Annotated in this window: 17 protein-coding genes; 7 read left to right on the top strand and 10 right to left on the bottom strand. The window is 29.8% G+C overall.

What is annotated here, in order from left to right; genetic code table 11:
• Positions 1–75 precede the first annotated feature (75 nt).
• From C7H52_RS10960 to C7H52_RS10945, 3 genes are all read right to left on the bottom strand, one after another.
• Positions 76–408 (bottom strand): hypothetical protein, encoded by a 333-nt coding sequence (locus C7H52_RS10960; RefSeq protein ID WP_146130016.1) that lies wholly within the window; start codon positions 406–408, stop codon positions 76–78.
• 378 nt (positions 409–786) lie between these two features.
• On the bottom strand, positions 787–1,653 hold the full coding sequence (locus tag C7H52_RS13375) for a hypothetical protein (protein ID WP_146130049.1): 867 nt from the start codon (positions 1,651–1,653) through the stop codon (positions 787–789).
• 146 nt (positions 1,654–1,799) lie between these two features.
• A complete protein-coding gene (locus C7H52_RS10945; RefSeq protein WP_146130048.1) occupies positions 1,800–2,426 on the bottom strand; it encodes a hypothetical protein in 627 nt (208 codons plus the stop codon).
• A gap of 297 nt (positions 2,427–2,723) precedes the next feature.
• Between C7H52_RS10945 and C7H52_RS10940 the strand changes: the two genes are divergently transcribed.
• On the top strand, positions 2,724–3,983 hold the full coding sequence (locus C7H52_RS10940; RefSeq protein WP_221405038.1) for a DNA cytosine methyltransferase: 1,260 nt from the start codon (positions 2,724–2,726) through the stop codon (positions 3,981–3,983).
• On the opposite strand, the gene C7H52_RS10935 is transcribed toward C7H52_RS10940, so the two are convergent.
• The 7 genes from C7H52_RS10935 to xerA form a co-directional block, all read right to left on the bottom strand.
• Entirely contained in the window at positions 3,965–4,732 is a 768-nt protein-coding gene (locus C7H52_RS10935; protein WP_106463959.1) for a SinI family restriction endonuclease, read from the bottom strand. The two genes, C7H52_RS10940 and C7H52_RS10935, sit on opposite strands and share 19 nt — an antisense overlap.
• Before the next feature lie 4 nt (positions 4,733–4,736).
• Positions 4,737–4,952 carry a helix-turn-helix domain-containing protein gene (locus C7H52_RS10930; RefSeq protein WP_106463958.1) on the bottom strand — a complete coding sequence of 72 codons (216 nt, stop codon included), beginning with the start codon at positions 4,950–4,952 and terminating at the stop codon, positions 4,737–4,739.
• 307 nt (positions 4,953–5,259) lie between these two features.
• On the bottom strand, positions 5,260–5,781 hold the full coding sequence (locus C7H52_RS10925; protein WP_146130047.1) for a hypothetical protein: 522 nt from the start codon (positions 5,779–5,781) through the stop codon (positions 5,260–5,262).
• 316 nt (positions 5,782–6,097) lie between these two features.
• A complete protein-coding gene (locus C7H52_RS10920) occupies positions 6,098–6,946 on the bottom strand; it encodes an alpha/beta hydrolase (RefSeq protein ID WP_106463956.1) in 849 nt (282 codons plus the stop codon).
• A gap of 173 nt (positions 6,947–7,119) precedes the next feature.
• Positions 7,120–7,854: a hypothetical protein gene (locus C7H52_RS10915; protein WP_106463955.1), complete on the bottom strand. Its 735-nt coding sequence runs from the start codon at positions 7,852–7,854 to the stop codon at positions 7,120–7,122.
• Positions 7,855–8,001: 147 nt separating this feature from the next.
• On the bottom strand, positions 8,002–8,667 hold the full coding sequence (locus C7H52_RS10910; RefSeq protein ID WP_146130046.1) for a VOC family protein: 666 nt from the start codon (positions 8,665–8,667) through the stop codon (positions 8,002–8,004).
• Positions 8,668–8,715: 48 nt separating this feature from the next.
• A complete protein-coding gene (xerA, locus tag C7H52_RS10905; protein WP_245918616.1) occupies positions 8,716–9,831 on the bottom strand; it encodes a site-specific tyrosine recombinase/integron integrase in 1,116 nt (371 codons plus the stop codon).
• 643 nt (positions 9,832–10,474) lie between these two features.
• Between xerA and C7H52_RS10900 the strand changes: the two genes are divergently transcribed.
• The 6 genes from C7H52_RS10900 to C7H52_RS10875 all read left to right on the top strand — a co-directional run bounded on the left by C7H52_RS10900 (position 10,475) and on the right by C7H52_RS10875 (position 20,189).
• Positions 10,475–11,626, top strand: coding sequence for a tyrosine-type recombinase/integrase (locus C7H52_RS10900; protein WP_106463952.1), 1,152 nt, complete (start codon positions 10,475–10,477; stop codon positions 11,624–11,626).
• 658 nt (positions 11,627–12,284) lie between these two features.
• A complete protein-coding gene (locus C7H52_RS10895; protein ID WP_106463951.1) occupies positions 12,285–12,587 on the top strand; it encodes a helix-turn-helix domain-containing protein in 303 nt (100 codons plus the stop codon).
• A gap of 472 nt (positions 12,588–13,059) precedes the next feature.
• Positions 13,060–16,020 carry a type I restriction endonuclease subunit R gene (locus C7H52_RS10890; RefSeq protein WP_106463950.1) on the top strand — a complete coding sequence of 987 codons (2,961 nt, stop codon included), beginning with the start codon at positions 13,060–13,062 and terminating at the stop codon, positions 16,018–16,020.
• Entirely contained in the window at positions 16,013–17,176 is a 1,164-nt protein-coding gene (locus C7H52_RS10885) for a restriction endonuclease subunit S (protein WP_106463949.1), read from the top strand. Before C7H52_RS10890 ends, C7H52_RS10885 begins: the two co-directional genes overlap by 8 nt.
• A 2-nt stretch (positions 17,177–17,178) precedes the next feature.
• Complete coding sequence (locus C7H52_RS10880) at positions 17,179–18,534, top strand: AAA family ATPase (RefSeq protein ID WP_106463948.1); 1,356 nt, start codon at positions 17,179–17,181, stop codon at positions 18,532–18,534.
• 2 nt (positions 18,535–18,536) lie between these two features.
• Positions 18,537–20,189 carry a type I restriction-modification system subunit M gene (locus C7H52_RS10875; protein ID WP_106463947.1) on the top strand — a complete coding sequence of 551 codons (1,653 nt, stop codon included), beginning with the start codon at positions 18,537–18,539 and terminating at the stop codon, positions 20,187–20,189.
• Positions 20,190–20,266: the final 77 nt, after the last annotated feature.

Genomic DNA, 20,266 nt, shown 5'->3' with positions numbered 1-20,266 from the left:
GATAGCAAATTTGCGAGGACTTTCCGAGAGGAAAGTCAGAAGCAATGAACTATAGCCGTTGTTGTGCGTAGTATTTTATTTTTCAAAGTTGTCAGTTTTTAAATCCGCTCTCATTTCTTTAATGATTACAGTTTCTAATTCGTTAAATGGATTATCAGTTTTAAATTTATTTCCTGCCTCAAAGAATTTCAAAGTCATTTCAGTTCGCATTTCTTTAGGAATTCCGCTCACTTTTGATAAGGAATAATATTGATAAGAATTGTCAAAAATAAATTGAAATTCCGCGCGTATTTTTTTTAGCTTGTCAAGCATATTTTCAGAAAGGAATGGTTGATTTTTTAGGTAAAAGTTTATAAATTCCTCAATTTCTTTGATAAAATCAGCACCCATTTTTTCGTCTCCAGTCAAATGATAGCGATTAATCAGAAGTTTTATTCGGTAAGACTTGTCCAGAATTTCTCGATAGATGTCTATTTTTTCCCTAAAAATTCCGCTGTAAGTTATTTTGTATTGTTCAATTTAACGGTCAACACGTTTTTTTATCCATAAGTAAAAAATTATGTTTCCGAGAATGGTGAGAATTGCTGGAAGTATTAATTTAATCATATCTATTTTTTCACAATCCATTCAGTTTTTCATATTACGCACAACGTTTTTGTATATGAGCTGTGGCGTGTCTCGACACAGACCACTCCAAATATAAACTATCTTTGGAAAATCCGCAGGATTTTCCAAGTGAGGACTGACCAAGCCATAGCTTATATACGGTGTTGGCACACGTTTTTTTTAAATCCGCCTCATAAAATCTCCATCTTTAACTATTCCAGTTAAATCAATTTTAAAATCCTCTTTGACTTTTTTAGCAAAATTAAATACGTCAACATTTTTTAACATTAAGATTTCCCTTGTCAAACGAGGATAGTATAAAGTTCCAAAATTCCCCATAGGAAAATAAATTCCGATTGCAGGATGAAAAGGATTACTTGATATAAGATAACTATATGAAAATGCACCTGTTTTCGCATCTCCAAACGGAATTGGAACTACTTGATTTGCCTGAACGACCATTGAGGTTGGTTGTCCAATTGAAACAGACATTTTCATTAAATATTCTAATCCATTTTTTGTTGTGTGGACTGTTATATGAAATCCGCCAATACTTTCTATTTTTCCACTTTTAACAACTTCTTCAAATGCATTTTCGTGAGCTTTCACTATTTGTTTTGGTTCTGTTCCTTTTAGGTTTGGAATAAACTCTCTTTGGTACATATTAAAACCAGAAGAATCGCCTATCCATTGACTTTGATTTGAAACATCAATTTTTCCCTCTGAAATCTTATAAAGTAACCCTTGATTCTCAATTGAAGCAATTAAAAAGTCAGTTTCAAAATTAGTTTCTTTATGAATTCCAAGTAGCTCTTTTTTTACTGTGCTAATATTAAAATTTGGAAGTTTATATAGCTCTTCGATTGCAGATTGCGCAGTTTCTACTCCACCAGCATATGATACAGAAATGTATGGATTTAGAATTATGGACTTTAATAATCCTGAAAAAACACTATTTCTATTCGAGGCAATTTTCGGATTTGTAATCTTGGAATCGCTATCAACTCTTAATGAATTTCCAATATTTTTTCCAATGATTAATGTCATTTCTCAAATGTGTGCCAACGTTGTTGTATATGGAAAGTTGCGTGTTTGTGTGCGAGGATTTTCCGAAGGAAAATCAGAAGCTAGTAAACAAAGCAACTAACATTGGTTAAGCTAAAACTAGCAATTTTTTATATACGGTGTTGCCATTAGTTTTTTATTCCGTTTATGAATTTTTCTAATTCCGTTTCGCTCAAAGAGTTTTGTTCATCATCCACAATATAAAATGTCAAAACGTAATCATTAATTTCCAAGTTTAAAATCCGCAAACGAGACAATATCTCTGAATTAGTACTTTTACTTTTATAAGCAAACCAATAATTTTCCGAAATCGAGCCGTTAATTCCATTCGTAACAACTCTTTTAACGCTTACTCTCCGATTGTTTTTCGATTCCAAAACATATTCCGCCCACATTAATTCATATTTCGTGATGCTCCGAATATTTAGATTTGTATTTCCTTTCAGGTCATTAACATTGAAAAGGTAACAGGCTATAATTGGTCGATTATTTTCTTTGTCCGAAAGAGTGAAAATTGGCTCGAAAAGTTCTTTTTCAAATCCTTCTCTGTCCTTTTTACTTAATTCCAAATTTTTAGGGAATTCATAGTCGGATATAAAATTCCGAAATTCCGATTTATCCGCAACAGTAAATTTGTCCGATAGTTCAATTCCGATTCCTATTTTCTCAATTTCAATTCGATTATTTGATACCTTAACTTTAGGTTCAAAATCAATTTTTCGATTTTTAATTTCTTTCGTAAGGTTCATTTTCAAATTAATGGCAACGGTCTTGTATATGAAAAGTAGCGGATTTTAAAGCGCTAACTTTTCAGATTAACAGTGACCATAAATCTATAAAAATCAATTTTGTTAAAGCACCAAAACCGCTATTTTTTATATACGTTGTTGTGTTTTCGTACTTTTTCCGTGTTGTTGATTGCGTTGGCAAAGACATACTCTTTTACAATTTGTGGGTTGTGTGGTGGCTGCAGCGAATTGTAAATGTGTATGGCTTTATGCGTTTGGCAATTCCAATTTATATACATATATTTGCATACTATAATTAGCGTAATGGACGACAGAAAATCACAAGTTAAAAACTCAAATAAAAAAGACCTAAAACTATTAAGTTTCTTTAGTGGTGCAATGGGTTTGGATATTGGTTTACATAAAGTTGGCTTTAAAACTTTATTAGCTTGTGAGATTGATAAATCAAGTCGTGAAACCATTGTTGCAAATAATCCTAAAATTGGACTTATTGGTGACATTAGAAATTATTCTACTGAAGAAATTTTAGAATATGCAGGATTGGAAAATAGAGAAGAAGTAGATTTAATAGTAGGTGGACCACCTTGTCAAGCTTTTAGTTCAGCTGGAAATAGAAGGGGATTAGCAGATGAAAGAGGAAATGTATTTCTGAAATTTATTGAAGTAATTGAGAATATTCAGCCAAAATTCGCAGTAATTGAAAACGTAAGAGGTTTGTTGTCTGCAACTTACTCTATAGATTTAAAAGAAGAAGAAGAGATTTTCTTGGCTCCAGAGTTGAAAGAACTTAAAGGTGCGACAATGTATTATATCTATAATAGGTTACGTGATGCAGGATACCAACTTTCTTTTAATTTATATAACTCTGCCAATTATGGAACTCCACAAAGTCGAGAAAGAGTTATTATAGTCTGTTCAAGAGTGAACGATTATGTACCTTATTTAAAGCCAACTCACTCAAAAGATGGTGAATTTGGATTAAAAAAATGGAAAGTTTTAAAGTCTGCTTTAAAAGGTTTGAATGGTAATAATAATGAATTCATCAAATTTCCAGAGAAACGCTTAAAATATTATCGCTTACTAAAAGCTGGTGAAAATTGGCGCAATCTAACTGAAGAGTTACAAAAAGAAGCACTTGGAAAATCGTACTATTTAGGTGGTGGTAAAACGGGTTTCTTTAGAAGACTTTCTTGGGATAAACCATCTCCTACACTTGTCACGCATCCTGCTATGCCTGCAACTGATTTAGGTCATCCAGAAGAAGATAGACCATTGAGTGTATTAGAGTACAAGAGAATTCAAGAATTTCCTGATGAATGGGAAATAAAAGGAAGTTTGATTAATAAATATAAGCAAATTGGCAATGCAGTTCCAGTAAGTGTTGGTAAAGCAATTGGCCAACTTATAATTTCTTTATCGAAGAATAAAAAAGTGGAAAATATTCCAAATTTTAAATATTCTCGTTACTTGAATACATCAAGCGAATCTTTTGTTTTAGATTTTGAAAAAAGAGCAAGAAAGCTAATCGAGGAAAAGGAAAAAAATCAACTATCGTTATTTTGATTGTTATTCCCATAAAAAGGGCTGTCCTCTTCTAAAAAAATTGAGCCTGGATTATTTGTAACTGCATTTCGAACAAATGTTTTGAATGACTCTTCATCAAGATGTTCAACTTCATTTTGAATACCTATTAATTCGTTTAAAGCACTCCAATTTGTAGCTCCAGTTTTGGAAAATCTTCTAAACCACTTTTTAATAGGTGTTCCGTCTCTTACAGTTTTGCTCGAACTGTTTTCGCTATTATCACTATTTTTTACTTGAAGTAATTGGTCATCAACATTACAGAAGTCAATGCTTTTCATAGTCTCGCCCCAACAGCAATGCCAACCTTGAGAAATTAATTCTTCAGCAATATATTCTTCAAGAAAACCTCCTGCAATATTTTCTGCTGACATTGATAACCTATGACCATATTTGATATTTTCAAGGTCGTCTTCAGTAGTATGATTTACTCTTGACGAAATAATTTCATCTAAAATTGGGTCGTGTTGCGTTCCTATTGGGTTACTTGTTCTTTGAGATGGTCTATTGTCATAACCTTTTAGAAATTTATTAGTCCATTTTTTCATAAAATCGGTAGCATCTTCTCCAGCTTTTATATTAATGGTACAAGACCATTCAGGCAGCTCAATTACTCTGTTTGCTACTACCATTAATGAATCATTAATTCTTTCTCCAGCTTCTGTTCTGACTATATCAAGTAGCTCTTCTTTATTTAGATTATTAAATGTTGATAATGATTTTCTTGGCATAAAACTAATTGATTAGATTATTAATTTTTACTTCTAAAGCATTAGCAATCTTTTCAATGTTAATGAGAGTGATATTTTTTTCTGCTCGCTCAATCATACCAATATAAGTCCTGTGTAAATCAGCTATGTGAGCCAACTCTTCTTGTGAGAGTCCTTTTTCTTTGCGTATTTCACGAACTCTTTCTCCAAATTTTATCAGTATTTTTTGTTTTGAATCCATTGCTAACTAAAGTATGCAAAGCTAACTTTAGTATTCATCTTAAACAACAGACTATAGTTAGCATTCAGATTCAGCGTTGGGAAATTTTAGCTCTTTTGGTTTTTAGAGCGTTGGAATTGTGTGTGGAAAAACCGAAAGTGCTAAAATATGCGGCTGGTTCAGTATGAAACACAACGGCTCGTATAACCGTCAGTTACGGGTTGATATGCGTTAAAATTCGGTTTAGCACTGTCGTTAGCAATTCCGAGTGGATTCGGACGTAGTCGAATCCGCCGTAATTGCGGTTATACATTGTTACCCACCGTTTTTATTCGGTTATTAATTTTGTTTCATATAGAGTTAGTGGTTGTTCAATTCCGTCATCAACTATTTTTCCACGTACTCTTATTTTGTTCAAATCAAGTATTCTTTGTTCGTCTTTTTTATTTGTGAACAAGATAATTATTTCTCGTTTTTGCTCTTTAAAGTCAACTTTAGACTTTAAATATTTATGTCCGCCATCAGCACCAGTCGATTGTATTTTATAATCGGTTAATTCAATTTCAAAATCTTCTGTTTTCTCAAATAAATTCCAATAGTTTTCAAAAGTGTCTTTAGTAATTTCCGAAGTATCAAATTCATTTTTAAAATCAGTAAATACTAAATTGCTGTCAGTCCAAAAACCATAATTCTTTTTGTACGGCATTTTTAGAATTATACGTCCGTCTTTATCCATTCCAATTTCACGTTTTGGAATTCCAGTTTCGTTGTCAAGTTCAACAATCCACGTTTCCACAAAGTCGATTTTTTCTTCAAAGTCAGGATTAGCTTTTGGAATAATCGTACTCAAAATGCCAATCAAAGCTTTTTTGAAATTCCGCTTAAACTTCCCGTCAGCTTGAGTTTTGTACTCGCTTTTCGGCATTTTGAATTGTATGTACGATGTTTTTTTCAAATGGTGGGTAACGGTCTGGTGTATGGCTCGTTGCGTGTAAATTAGCGATTAATTTTCGGTTGAGCCACAAGCCAGATTTTTAAATTTTACTATTTATCTTTTCTATTGGAAATTGTCAAATTTAAAAATTTGGCGACTTTCCAAATATGCCTTAACTTTGGATTAAGAAACTGATTAGCAATGAGCTATACACATTGTTGTGAGCAGTGCTTTATTCGTTTGCTAATTCCTTACTTATGATTTCAATAAACTTTTCATTCCACTTTTTATAGTCGTGTCCTCCATCAAATTCATTAATTTCAGCAGATAAACTCAATTCGTTATATTTTGTCCTTAAGAAGTCCGCATCCTCTTTAAGAAAGAAAGGTTCTTCACTACCATACTCTAAATAAAGTTTAGGATAATTTACGTTAGGTTTCCAATTATTAGTTTGAATATCTCCACCAAATGTTGAGAAACAAAGGTATGTTCCAATAATATCTGGATGACTATTTAACATACTTAATCCAAAACCTGCACCATTAGAAACGCCATAAAAGTATCTGTTTTCTTTGTTCAGTTTTTGGTCAAATTTATTTTCTATGTGAGGTATTAATTCATCAGTAAAGTACTTCATATGGTTTTCGAATCTTTTTGCAAGTTTTGGGCTATGAGTGTCGGAATAATATTGATTGACATATTCAAAATATCTGTATGCCAAATACAATTTGTCACCATTTCCTTTTGTTCCACTACTGTCAGCAATTTTTTTGTTCGAAAAACTTTTAATTAAAATTGTAGGTTTAATAATGTTATTTTGGATTAAGGAATCCAATGTTTTTTGATAAAAACTATATTCTTTAATTTCATTGCCATCTGTTGAGTATATAATCGGATATCTTTTGGTCTTATCAAACCCTTTTGGTAGATAGATATTATGTTTACGGAATTCATTCAGAGACTTGCTATAAATTGAGTCTGTGAAGTATTCAGATTTCGAATTTGATGTCGATTTTTTAGATTGACAAGAAATTATTGACAAACCAACAATTCCAATTACTGCTATTCTGATTTTTCTCATTGATTGGTTTTTCGCATTGCTCACAACGGTTTTGTGTATGGTTAGTTGCGTGTTTCAGCAACTAATTTAGTAAACAAAAACGAACGCGAGAAAATTCCGAAGGAATTTTCCAAATAGGCAACGACCAAAGCAATTAATTATACACGTTGTTAGCAAACGTATTTTGTTCATTTTCAATATGCTAATTCGAGTACAATTATTTTTCTATTCAGTTTGTCGTTCAAATCAATGTTATAATTCAACATAACATTCGCAGTCGATTCAGGGAATAAAAATCCAGCACTTTTCTTTGTCTCATAGAATTCTTTGTGAAATTCGCTTTTCTCTTTTATTGATTCCAATGCTTGTAAAAACTTTCCAATATAATTGAAATCAGGTGAATTCAATTCTCGTTTTATTATAGAGTCATAATGAACTTCGGATATGTTTTCTCCAGAACTTCGGGAATAAGTATATTCAATAGTTCCGTCAGGATTTGTGTATTTATATCTCGATTTAACATACGGAAAAGGACTTTTTAAAAAAGGTAAAGAATCCGATTCTATTTTGTCAAAAGTGCTATTCTTTAAAATCCAAACTGAATCTGGAAATTCGTACATTTCAAGTCGTAAGTCACTGGATTTAAATTTGTTCCTTGCCTTTTGGGATATGCTTTTCCAATTTTTGGTTTTTTCATCACGTAATTCGGTCAAAAATTGTCGATAGGCATTTTCTGTGTCCAATTTCGGATATTGTCTTTTTAAAAAGTCATTCTCAAAATCGGAAACGAGAAAGTTTAAAGTAGCAACATTTTGAATTCCTAGAACTTTGTCAAATTCAGAAGTTTGTTTTTCAGGTTTTTTGTCCGCACAACTTATTATTAGCAATAAAAATATGAATGGTAGAAGTATTTTTGTTGGTCTGGTCATATGTTTGCTAACGGTCTCGGCTATGAGTAGTTGCGTGATTTAGCAATTAACTTTGCAAGTACGCACCAAACTGAAAATCCGCGAGGATTTTCAGAAGTAGGCGAGAACAAGCAATTACTTATAGCCATTGTTGTAAAACGTTTTTATTTAGTATTTTATGATTAAATTCAATTCGTTAAATTCCATTTCTTTCTTTTGACTTTTATTATCAAATTCAAGAGTTAAATGATTTCGTTGTCCATTTTTGAATTTAATATTTTCACAACTCTTAAAATAGGTCTTAAATTCTTTCTCGTCCTTATTAGATGGCATTTCAAATTCCGTATGAGTTAGTTTTCGTATTCCATTTTTGTGATTTGTTGGTTCATTATGGACTTTTTTTTCGCCACGATATGGAAGTCTGAAAGTCCAAGGTAAATTTGCATTTTTTTCGTTGGTAATTATGTCAATTGACATTCCTTTTGGAAAATAATTCGGCTGATAAATCTGGCTTTGCTCAAAAAGCTTGTCAGTCAATTTTGAGTTGACTAAGCACAAGCCAAAAGGTGAAAAGTGATTTTTATGAAATTGTGAACGTTCCCAAAGTTTTGTTTTAGAAGTCAAGTCACTTCGTATTTCGGCTTCGTCAATGACCCACAGAACTTCGAGAAAAAAATTCTCAAAATAAAATTTTCGATTCGTTGTTCCTTGTCCTGGGTGAATGCGATTACTTCCTTCGGTCAAACCAAACTCAACTAATTTGTCGGCTTCTTTTCCGTCATTATTTGAAAATATAAATATGTGGTCAATTTCCATATTTGTTGATTCGGTCAAATGTTTTACAACTTGTTATATGTGGATAAATATACACTTTTTTCAATCTTATTTTCCGGATATAAGGAACTTTTGTTCTTCATTTTGAGTTTTTTCTAATTTTTCTATAGCAGTATCTAGAGGACTTTTTATATCTAATAAATCTTTTTTAGCAACATGAGTGTAGATCATTGTAGTTTCAGGCTTGGCATGTCCTAATAGTTCTTGAATGTGTCTTAGTCCAACACCATTTTCTAATAAATGTGTCGCAAAACTATGTCTTAAAGTATGTGGGCTTATTGGTCTTCTTATGCCAGCTTTCATTTTTGATTTTGTTAAAAACTTTCTAATACTACTAGAGCTGTATTTTCCCTCTTTAGGTCCTTCAATAAAATATTTTTTTGGGTTATAGCTTGTTAAATAATTTCTTAAAAGAGGTAAAAAACTTTCAGCTAAAGTGACATAACGGTCTTTTCTTCCTTTTCCATCCTTTACAACAATTTGCCTTCTATCTATAAACAAGTCTTCTAATTTTAAATTTATAATCTCGCTAATACGTAAGCCACATGAGTAAATTAAAGCAATAATTGCTCTATGTTTTAGGTTTGTTGTTACTGCAATTAATTTAATAACTTCTTCTTGCGAAAGTACAATAGGTAGTTTTTTTGATTTTTTTGGTCTCGATAAATGCAACTCACTTATTTGTATTGTGGGATAAAATTTAATAAACCATTTTAGAGCACTTGTAAATTGACGTTGTGTATTTACACTGTACTTTTGTGTGCATTTGTATTCATTAAAAAGCTCTACATCTCTAGAGTTTAACTCTTTTATTTGTTTTTGGTTATGAAATTCAATAAAGTCAGCAATTAGGTAAGTATATGTATCGACAGTACTTTTGCTAAATCGTTTTCCTTTTAGATATTTATAAAAATTGTTTAATGTATTTTTTTGTTCATCGTTTAGGTTACGACTTTTCTTTTTAGAAGATTGTTCATTCTTAATAATAGGCTTATCAAATAACTCGTTTGATTTGATATTTGCATGACCTTTAAAAACCTTAAATATTAATTTTAATTGTGTCGGGGTGTTTTTTACATGCCAGCAACTATGTGTTTTACTCCATTTAGCCTTTAACTCTTTTTTAGAAATATTAATCAAGGTTTCATTGTAGGGAAAAATCAAACATATATTATTTTGATTTTTGTGTTTTAAATGTCTTAAAGAAATATTGGGAAAAGTATTCATAGTTTATAAACTAAAATGAAAATTGCAAAAAAGTATAGTTTATTTCTCATAGAAAAATAACTAATATCGATTTTCCCATAAGTTGGCTCATATTGTATCATATTAGTTGTATACATATAAAAATACTTATTTATATGATAAATTGTAGTGATATAGGGATTTTTTTTGATTATGTAGTTGAAGTTCGTAAATTCAAAAGATGTAAGTAATTTACTTATTTGTAAAGGATAAAATCCGTTATTAAAAAAAACTCCATATATAAGTAAAATTATAATATATTTATTCAAAATTTAATGTTTAATCCAAACATCAAACTCAAAAAAATACTGCATACGAAAGTGCATACGGTTTTGAATATGATTTAAATATAAGTCAATGATAAACAGAGTATTATATTTCTATTAGTCGAACTTATAACCCGAAGGTCACTGGTTCGAGTCCAGTTCTCGCTACTAATTATTTGAAAACCACTGTAAATACAGTGGTTTTCATTATTTTAGCAAAATAGGCGCCACAAAAACGCCACAAAACAAATTATAAACCATTTTTTACACAATTTGAATAATTGAGTAAAAAAAAAATGGAAACTTCTCAAAAAAAGATTTGTTTAATTGACTACTTACCAGCTGAATTAAAAGAAAACAAACGCTGGGAAATTGTTTACTACGTAAAAAACCCTTTTACAGAAAAGCTTGAGCGTAAGCAAGTGCGCGTAAAACCTCTAAAAAACAAGACGGAAAGACGTAAAATTGCTCGAAGAATGATTGTTGAGTTGAATAAAAGACTAGAGCGAGGCTTTAATCCTTTTATTAATGAAACTGAGCATAAAGGATTTAATAAGTTTATAGATGTTTCTAAAATATTTATAAAACGTATTGAAATTGAAGTGAAAAATGGAGATAAGAGAATAGATACTTTAAGATCTTATCGTTCATTCTTAAATAACATCAACAATTATATTATTGAATGTGGAAATGAAAATATGTTTGTTGTGAAATTTGATGCGGATTTTGTAAATGAATTCTTAGATGTAATCTATTATGACCGTGAAAATTCAGCTAGAACAAGAAATAATTATCTCCATTTTATAAAAACGTTTAGTGATTGGCTTATTAGAAATAGTTATATAAGTAAAAATCCTTGTTTAAGAATTGAAACCATGACTACTAAAACAAAAACTAGAGTGGTTATTCCTGATGACTTACGTAAAGAAATATTTAAATATTTAAAAAAACTTAATTACGGTTATTATGTCATGTGTTTGACTTGTTATTATTGTTTAATCCGTAGGACAGAAATGACAAAATTAAAGGTTAGCGATATAGTATTAAAAAATGGTATTATTTACGTTGATAAAGAAACTGCCAAAAACAAAAAAAGTCAGCCTGTTACGATTCCAGATGCTTTAATTCCAATTTTGGTAGAACATTTAAAAAATGCAAAACAAACAGATTATTTATTTAGTTCAAATTTTGATGTTGGTAAAACTCAATTAAAACCAAAAAAAATTAGTGATGAATGGGATAAAATGAGGTCAAATTTTAAATTGGAAAATAAATACCAATGGTATAGTTTAAAAGATACTGGAATTACCAATTTATTAAAAGCTGGAGTTCCATTAATTTCGGTTCGAGATCAAGCTCGTCATCATAGTAGTTTGCAAACTGATGCATACACTCCAAAAGAAATTTTAAAAGCGAATGAGAATATTAGAAATGCTGAAATAAATTAAAAAAATTAATTTAGAAATTGAAATTCTATTTTTTTGGTAACTTGGTAACCTGTATACGTAAAACATTGAAAAACAGTAAATTATCACGGTTACCAAGAGGGGTTACCATAGGTTTCCAGACGGTAACATTTTAAATAAAGTTTGGTAACCAGTACTCAAAACAAACAAAACCAACAATTTTATATTGTTTTCTTACATTCCAAAAATAATTTTATAGTCGAATGAAAATTTTTGAAAAGTGGAAATAAATTAAAATAAATTAATTTAGAAATTAAAATTCTATTTTTTTGGTAACTTGGTAACCTCCATGTGTAAACTATTGAAAAACAGTTAAATAAGGTGGTTACCAAGATGAGTTACCGTTGGTTTCCAGACGGTAACAATTTAAATAAAGTTTGGTAACCAGCACTAAAAACGAACAAAAACTACAATTTTCCTCTATTTTAATTTTTCCTAATCACAAGTTAATTTTTATATTTTTTGGTTTTAAAGGTCATTTGGTTTTCCTGAATAACTTTGTTTAAACCAAATGATTTTACTTCTATTAGTGTTGGAATACAATTCTGGAGTTTAATTATAGAAGTATGTTGTGAAATTTTAGGTGTGATATTAGTTTAAACTATAAATTGATGTTTAATTCTAAAATACCTTAAAAATTATGGAAAATCCCTTTGAAATAATAATGAACAGACTTGATGAAATAGAAGTATTAATAAACAAAATAAAAGTTAATGAAATTGAAAAAAAAGAGTTGTTGACAATTAAAGAAGTTGCCGATTTTTTAAAATTAACCGTACCAACAATCTATGGTTATACGCATAGAAATTTAATACCCTATATTAAAAAAGGAAGAAAACTTTATTTTTATAAAAATGAAATAGAAGAGTGGTTGATGGAAGGGAAAAAATCCTCAACAAGAGAATTAAATATTAGAGTAAATAAATATTTAATGGGAATCTAAATTGTTTGAAATTTCATTTGATAACTAACATTTCAACTAATCCACTCAACAACAAGAGTTTAAAGTGTAAATAGTAAAATTTTTGCTAATTATATTTAATAATTTTGCTATATGATGAGTTAATTCCACCTATGGCAATTCTAGCCTGTGTGTAAGGAATTAGCTCATTTTTTTTATTTATATGGTTGTAAGCTATTATATTTAAACAACCAACAACCAACAACCAACAACCAACAACCAACAACCAACAACCAACAACCATAGTTTCAATTTAATATAGTCTTTTAGTAAATGAACAACCATTTTAAATGAAGAGCTGAAATTTAATAAAATGACTCAAACTAAGTAGAGTTAATTGTAGTATTAGATTTGAATAAGTCTTTTTATATCCTATATTTATCTTTTTATAAAACATTCTTTTGATTCTCCAAAATATTGTAGAGAATAAAGAATGTAATTCTATTTATATTTTATGACAAAAGAACAGCAAATAGAAGAAGAATTAATCAAAAGATTATCTGATTTAAAATATAATTATCGTACAGATATAAGAACTAAAGAAGCTTTAGAGTTAAACTTTAGAGAAAAGTTTGAAGCGTTGAATAGGGTTAAGTTAACAGATACTGAATTTGAGAAATTACTAACTGAAATCATAAATCCAGATGTATTTAAATCTTCTAATCATTTAAGAAAAAGAAATACATTTATTAGAGAGGATGATACACCTTTACATTACACCTTAGTTAATATAAAAGATTGGTGTAAAAATGAATATGAAGTTATTAATCAGCTTCGTATGAATACAGAAAGTAGCAATCATAGATACGATGTTGTTTTATTAATAAATGGTGTTCCCGTTGTACAAATAGAACTAAAAACCTTAGAAATTAGTCCTAATCGTGCAATGCAACAAATAGTTGACTATAAAAATGATATAGGAAACGGTTATACCAACTCGTTGATGTGCTTTATGCAATTGTTCATAGTCAGTAATAAAACCAGAACCTTTTATTTTTCTAACAATAACAACAAACATTTTGCTTTTAATGCAGATGAGCAGTTTTTACCTGTCTATACTTTAGCAAAAGAAGACAATTCTAAAATAAACCACTTAGACGATTTTACAGATAAATTTTTATCCAAATGTACGTTAGGTGAAATGATTAGTCGCTATATGGTTTTAGTAGAAACCGAACAGAAAATATTGGTAATGCGACCATATCAAATATATGCAGTAAAGGCTATTGTAGATTGTATAGAGCAAGATAGAGGAAACGGATATATTTGGCATACTACAGGAAGTGGTAAAACGCTAACTTCTTTTAAGGCTTCTACACTTTTAAAAGATAATGATGATATTGAAAAATGTTTGTTTGTAGTCGATAGAAAAGATTTAGATAGACAGACTAGGGAAGAATTTAATAAATTTCAAGAAGGTAGTGTAGAAGAAAACACCAATACAAAAACATTGGTAAAAAGAATGTTGTCTACAGATTACGCAGATAAAGTAATTGTTACAACCATTCAAAAATTAGGTTTAGCGTTAGATACTAAAAACGATAAAAATTATATAGAACATTTAGAACCTTTAAAAGATAAGCGAGTAGTATTTATTTTTGATGAGTGCCACCGTTCACAGTTTGGAGAAAACCATAAAGCTATTGTAGAGTTCTTTCCAAAAGCACAACTATTTGGGTTTACAGGAACACCTATTTTTGAAGAAAATGCAACTTATAAAACTATTGAAGGAGAAACAGCATCTTACAAAACTACAGAAGATGTTTTTCAAAAAGAATTACACGCATATACCATTACCAATGCAATAGAAGATAAAAATGTATTACGTTTTCATATCGACTATTTTAAACCAGAAGAAAAAGTAACGGTAGGTGATGATTTACATAAGTTAGCGGTTACAAAAGCGATATTAGAGAAACACGATAAAGCAACACATTACAAGCGTTTCAATGCAGTATTGGCTACTGCTTCTATAAATGATGCTATTCAGTATTACCAAACGTTTAAAAAACTACAATCAGAAAAATTAGCCGAAGATGAAGATTATAAGCCTTTACAAATAGCCTGTGTATTTTCACCACCAGCAGAAGGCAATAAAGATGTTCAGCAATTACAAGAGGATTTACCGCAAGAAAAAGCAGATAATGCAGTAGAACCTAATAAAAAGAAAGAAGCTTTAGCTACTATTATTGCAGATTACAATAAGCAATACAATACAAACCATAGAATAGCAGATTTCGATTTATATTATCAAGATGTTCAGCAACGTATAAAAGACCAAAAATATACAAATGCAGATTATCCTCACAAAAGTAAAATTGATGTGATGATAGTAGTAGATATGTTACTAACTGGTTTTGATTCTAAGTATTTAAATACGTTGTATGTGGATAAAAATTTAAAGTATCACGGTTTAATACAAGCCTATTCTCGTACTAATAGAGTTATAAATGATACAAAGCCTTATGGTAATATTTTAGTGTTTAGAGACCAAGAAGAAGACGTTAATAAAGCAATGATGCGTTTCTCTGGAGCTAAAATAGAAAAGGCTAAAGAAATTTGGTTGGTAGATGCAGCGCCTAAAGTAATAGAAAAATATAAAGAGGCAGTAGAACAATTAAACCAATTTATGGAGGCTAAAGGACTAGACTGTTCGCCTTCAGAAGTAAGTAATTTAAAAGGAGATGAAGCACGTGCAGGTTTTATAAATGCCTTTAAAGAAATACAACGTTACAAAACACAACTAGACCAATATACAGATTTAGAAGAAGAACAAACTGAAGTGATTGAAGCATTATTACCAACAGACGATTTGCGTTCATTTAAATCAGTATATATAGATACAGCTAAACGTTTACAAGCAGCACAAAACAAACAAGGAGATAAAGTACCAGAAGATGTACAGCAATTAGATTTTGAATTTGTATTATTTTCTTCTGCGGTGATAGATTATGATTATATCATTGGTTTAATAGCAAAATACACTCAAGACAAACCGACTAAGCATAAAATGACACGTGAAGAATTAATAAATCTATTAGGTTCTAGTTCCAATTTAATGGACGAACGTGAAGATATTATTGCTTACATAAATACTTTAGAGGTTGGTAATGGTTTAGATGAAAAAGACATACGTCAGGGGTATCAAAAATTTAAAGATGAAAAATCAGCAAAAGAAATACAAACTATTGCAGATAAGCACAATCTCACAGAAGAAAGTCTAAATGATTTTATAAATGAAATTATGAACCGTATGATTTTTGATGGTGAAAAACTAACCGATTTATTAGAACCTTTAGAATTAGGTTGGAAAGACCGAAGAGTAAAAGAATTGTCTTTAATGGAAGACTTAGTCCCATTATTAAATAAATTAGCCCAAGGGCGTGAAATAGCAGGATTAAACGCTTATGAATAAAGAAAAAAAAGATAATATTTTACCTGTATTACGTTTTCCTGATTTTAAAAATGAATGGACGATTGAAAATTTGGGTTCGTTAGCCGATAATTTAAGCAACAGAAGAATACCGATAACAAGTAATAAAAGAGAAAAAGGTGATATTCCTTATTATGGTGCATCTGGAGTTATTGATTATGTAAAAGATTTCATCTTTGATGAAGAATTATTATTAATTTCTGAAGATGGTGCTAATTTACTGGATAGAAATTACCCAATAGCATATTCAATCTCTGGTAAAACTTGGGTAAATAATCACGCACACGTTCTCAAGTTTGAAAACAAATCAACAGAAATTCTAGTTCAGAAATATATCAATTCGAAAAGTATTGAAGAATATTTAACTGGTAAAGCACAACCCAAGTTAAATAGAAAAAACTTAGAAAGAATAAGAATCCCTCTTGCAAAAGACCCAAAAGAACAACAAAAAATAGCCAATTGTTTATCTTCATTAGATAATCTAATAACAGCAGAAACCGAAAAACTAGAACTACTAAAAGACCATAAAAAAGGCTTGTTACAACAGTTATTTCCTGCTAAAGGAGAAACCAAACCACTATACCGTTTTCCAGAGTTTAAAAATGATGGAGATTGGATTGAAACAACTTTAGGAAATTGTCTTGATTATTTACAGCCTACACCTTATTTGGTTAGTAGTACTGATTATGATGATAAGTTTGAAACACCTGTATTAACAGCAGGTAAAACTTTTATTTTGGGTTATACAAATGAGCAGGAAGGTATATTTAATAAAAATCTTCCTATTATTATTTTTGATGATTTCACAACAGCAACAAAGTTTGTAGATTTTCCTTTTAAAGCTAAATCTTCAGCAATGAAAATTTTGTTATCTAAAGGAGATAATAATATTAAATTTTTATTTGAGACTATTCAAAACTTAAAATTTGAAGTAAGTACACATAAAAGGCATTGGATTTCTGTCTACTCTAAACTTGATATTTTAAAACCAAAAGACCCTAAAGAACAACAAAAAATTGCTGATTGTTTTTCTAGTGCGGATGATTTAATAAAAGCACAAAAAATAAAAATAAAAAACTTGAAAAATCACAAAAAAGGTTTGATGCAGCAATTGTTTCCTAATGTAAATTGTTTATAATTATGGAAGCAATACAGCAAATAGAAAAAGAGGTTTATCAAAAAAGCATTTTTAACAAGCCAAATAAAAAGGAGTTTGACCGTTTTTATAAAGTGATTTTAGAAGCAAATTATGTTTATGATAATCAAGAGTTAGTTTACAATTTAAAAGATGATTTAACTGACGAAGAGATAGCTAATATTATTTTTATCCTTAAATCTGTAGGTTTTTTACCTTTTGAATCTTTAGATGAAATAAGTCGATATATTAGAACTCTTGAAAATAAATACTTTTTGTTTTTTGCTTATAATGGTACAGGTAAAACCAGATTATCAATGAGTTTTAAAGACGAAGCTAAAAAAAATGGTAATGCTGACACTTTATACTTTAATGCGTTTACAGAAGATTTATTTACTTGGGATAATGATTTGGATAAAGATGAACAAAGAGTTTTACTTTTGAATAAGCATTCAGAGTTTTTTGGTAGTAGAGATGTTTCAAGTTCTGATGGTAAAAGACTAATTGAAACACTAGATATTGATAATAAAATACGTGTTTTATTAAATAGATATGCTGACTTTAATTTTTTAACTCTATTTGATTACGAAAAAGCAGACGAAAATGATGATAATTTGTATTGGGCTGTTAAATTTATACGTGAAGAAATAGTTGATGGTACTGCTGAAAATATTGAATTTATTAAAGTATCAAGAGGTGAGGAAAATATATTTATTTGGTGTTTTTTCTTAGCTATTTGTCAATTAGCAATTGATGGAGAGGAAAATTATAATTGGGTGAAATATATTTACATTGATGATCCTATTTCTTCATTAGACGATAATAATACTATTGCTGTAGCAAGTCATTTATCTCAGATGCTTAAAAAGGAAGGAAATAATATTAAAACAATAATTTCTTCACATCACACCTTGTTTTTTAATGTAATGTGTAATGAATTAAAGAAGGCTAATAGATATTTTTTAAGTAAACTTGGTGAGTCAAATTATACATTAACCAATACAACAGACACACCTTTTTTTCATCACGTTTCATTGATAAAAGACTTGCGTAACGCAATTGAGTCAGGGGTATTGTACACATATCATTTTAATATATTAAGAAGTGTATTAGAAAAGACAGCTTCATTTCACGGCTTTAAATTCTTTTCTGATTGTATTAGACCACTAGAAGATGATGAAGATAAAGTTCTTTATACAAGAATGGTAAATATATTAAGTCACGGTAATTATTCTTTATATGAACCAAGAGAAATGTTGCCAGAAAACAAAAAATATTTCAAACAAATATTTAAAGATTTTATTACAAATTATCAGTTTAATCCTGTAATAATACCAGCTCTTACAGAAGAACAAAATTAATTATGACAGCAAAACAAAAACAAGAACAATTAGGAAAAGCACTTTGGGATATAGCTAATGATTTAAGAGGAGCAATGAATGCAGACGATTTTCGTGATTATATGCTATCATTTCTCTTTTTACGTTACTTATCAGATAATTATGAGGGTTCAGTAAAAAAAGAATTAGGTTCAGATTACCCTAAGTTAGATGAACAAGATAAACGCACACCGCTTTCAGTTTGGTATGAAGCTAATCCAAATGATATAGAGCCTTTTGAAAAACAAATGCGTAGAAAAGTACATTATGTTATAGAACCTAAATATTTATGGAATAGTATTTCGGAATTAGCGCGTACTCAAAATGAAGATTTATTACGTGACCTTCAAAAAGGGTTTAAACATATCGAAAATGATTCGTTTGAAAGTTCTTTTAAAGGGTTATTCTCAGAAATCAATTTAGATTCAGAAAAGCTTGGTAAAACGTACACAGAAAGAAATAAGAAACTGTGTAAAATAATACAAAAAATATCAGAAGGTATTGCCGATTTTTCAACAGATAGTGATACGCTAGGAGATGCTTACGAGTATTTAATTGGCGAATTTGCAGCAGGTTCAGGAAAAAAGGCAGGTGAGTTTTACACGCCGCAACAATTATCTACAATCCTATCAGAAATTGTAACCTTAGATAGTCAAAACCCAAAAGCAGGGAAAAAGAAAAAACTTAATAGAGTACTAGATTTTGCTTGTGGTTCAGGTTCTTTACTTTTAAATGTAAAAGACAAAATAGAAAAAGGAGGCGGTACAATTAGTAGAATTTACGGTCAAGAAAAAAACATAACAACATACAACTTAGCACGTATGAATATGTTGTTACATGGAGTAAAAGATTCAGAATTTGAAATATTTCACGGTGATACCTTAAAAAACGAATGGGATTTATTGAATGAAATGAATCCAGCTAAGAAAACAACTTTTGATGCCATTGTAGCAAATCCACCATTTAGTTTACGTTGGGATGCATCTGAAGCAATGGGTGAAAATTTTCGTTTTAAAAATTACGGTTTAGCACCTAAATCAGCAGCAGATTTTGCGTTCTTATTACATGGTTTACACTTCTTAAGTGATGAAGGTACAATGGCTATTATTTTGCCTCACGGTGTTTTGTTTAGAGGAGGTGCAGAACAACGTATTAGAGAAAAATTATTAAAAGACGGTAATATTGATACAGTAATTGGTTTGCCTTCAAATCTATTCTTTTCAACAGGTATTCCTGTATGTATATTAGTAATAAAAAAATGTAAAAAAGAAGATGATGTTTTGTTTATAAATGCGAGTGAGCATTATAAAAAAGAAAAACGTCAAAATACTTTACGTGATGGAACAGTAGATGGTGTAATAAATCCTAAAGAGCCTAATGATATTCAAGAAATAGTAGATACTTATCAAAATAGACCAGAAAAAATAGAGCGCTTTGCTCGTAGAGTCTCTATGGCAGAAATTGAAAAAAATGATTTCAACCTAAATATATCACGTTACGTAAGTACAGCAAAACCACAACCAATCATCGACTTAAAAGAGGTTAACACTAATATAGTAGATATTGAAAAAAGAATAAAAGCAAGTAGAGAGGAACATAATACTTATTTAAAAGAATTAGGTTTAAATACAATATAATTGATCTTAATTATAATAAACGAAATGATATAAATAATTAAGAATTCACTACTTCAAAAAAGTAAAGTCTTTTTAAA

The sequence above is a fragment of the Aurantibacter aestuarii genome, assembly GCF_003008425.1.
Classification (GTDB): Bacteria; Bacteroidota; Bacteroidia; order Flavobacteriales; family Flavobacteriaceae; genus Aurantibacter; species Aurantibacter aestuarii.
This window is presented reverse-complemented; position numbering and strand designations above follow the sequence as displayed.